The 503-nt window shown below is 59.6% G+C and carries 1 pseudogene; it reads right to left on the bottom strand.

Annotated features, from left to right (window positions below):
• Positions 1-19: 19 nt before the first annotated feature.
• Positions 20-503 (bottom strand): annotated as a pseudogene (locus tag HMPREF3086_RS06025) (hypothetical protein); the annotation flags it as partial.

The following is a 503-nucleotide window of genomic DNA, read 5'->3' on the forward strand; positions in this document are numbered from 1 at the left end:
CCGTAAGTACCATCTGGCCCTATCTGCCAAGATTTCGGACATAGTAGGCCCAGATGTGGTTGCGGCCAGTGTCGACCAGTCGCCGGAGAACCGCGAAGGTATCTCGGAGCGTCTGCGCTGTCGTCGGGTCTGAATCGAGCCCGTGGCGCTTGATGATCGGGTCGATGAGAGTGCCGGTGGCTCTGCGGAACTGGCCGCGCTTATCCTTTGGCACCTTGCCGGCGGCGGATCCAGTGCTCGGGTAGCGGTCTACGTCCAGGGCCTTGTCCGCCATATCTGTGACAAGCAGAGAGAATTGTTGAGCATCGACGAGCGCAGCACGAGGGAAAACGAGATTGTCCGAGAACAGGGAGCCCCCGAGATCAGAACCGAGATGGTCGCCGCCGGTGGAGATGGTGACGATGCCGTCTTGGTCGAGCAGGTCGCGGGATTGCTCCCACTGCATCGAGTCGCCTAGATAAACAGGGATCGAGACCTGACTTCCACAAGTTGACGCTGTTCTA

The organism is Dietzia sp. HMSC21D01, assembly GCF_001815995.1.
GTDB lineage: Bacteria > Actinomycetota > Actinomycetes > Mycobacteriales > Mycobacteriaceae > Dietzia > Dietzia cinnamea.